General features: G+C 27.3%; 1 protein-coding gene. It reads right to left on the bottom strand.

The features are described 5' to 3' along the window. Positions 1–6 precede the first annotated feature (6 nt). Positions 7–604: GGDEF domain-containing protein (locus ABCO64_RS10585; protein ID WP_343089446.1), on the bottom strand; the 598-nt coding region annotated here is incomplete at its 5' end.

Raw genomic sequence — 604 nt, forward strand, 5'->3', positions numbered from 1 at the left:
GGTATTTTAATTGTAGATTAAAAATTCATCACCTCCAAATCGATAAACTTTTAAATCATCCACATCTATAGCTATTAATATTTCTGCGTAAGTTTCAATTATTTTATCACCAATTCGGTGACCTAAAAAATCATTATACAGCTTTAATCCATTTAAGTCGGTAATAATAACTCCACATTGATTGTGTTTTTCTTCAAAGTAATCATAATGTTTGTCAAAGTGATTTCGGTTATAAAGTCCAGTCATCGTATCATATTTTAGAGCATAATTTAGTTTATCAACCATTTGAACAAAACGCGTTTCATCATAAAACAAATAAAGTATTCCTTTGCGTTCAAATCCAGGAATTTCAAACTCTTTTTTATTAATATAAAAGTATGGCTTGTTTTTAAATGTTTTATCTTGAATTGCTTCAAAATTTTCATAAACAATTGCATTGTTATTAATGAAATCCATAAAAGCATCGATAGTTTTTGTATGTGAAGAATCAATACTAAAATATTCATAGAAACCCTTAGAAAACTCAACAACTTCTCCATTCATCTCTGTAATAATATAGTTTTCCTGCATTTCGTTAACAAGTTCATTCCGTGAACTTACTAAT

Origin of the sequence: Methanocalculus natronophilus (assembly GCF_038751955.1) — an archaeon.
Classification (GTDB): domain Archaea; phylum Halobacteriota; class Methanomicrobia; order Methanomicrobiales; family Methanocorpusculaceae; genus Methanocalculus; species Methanocalculus natronophilus.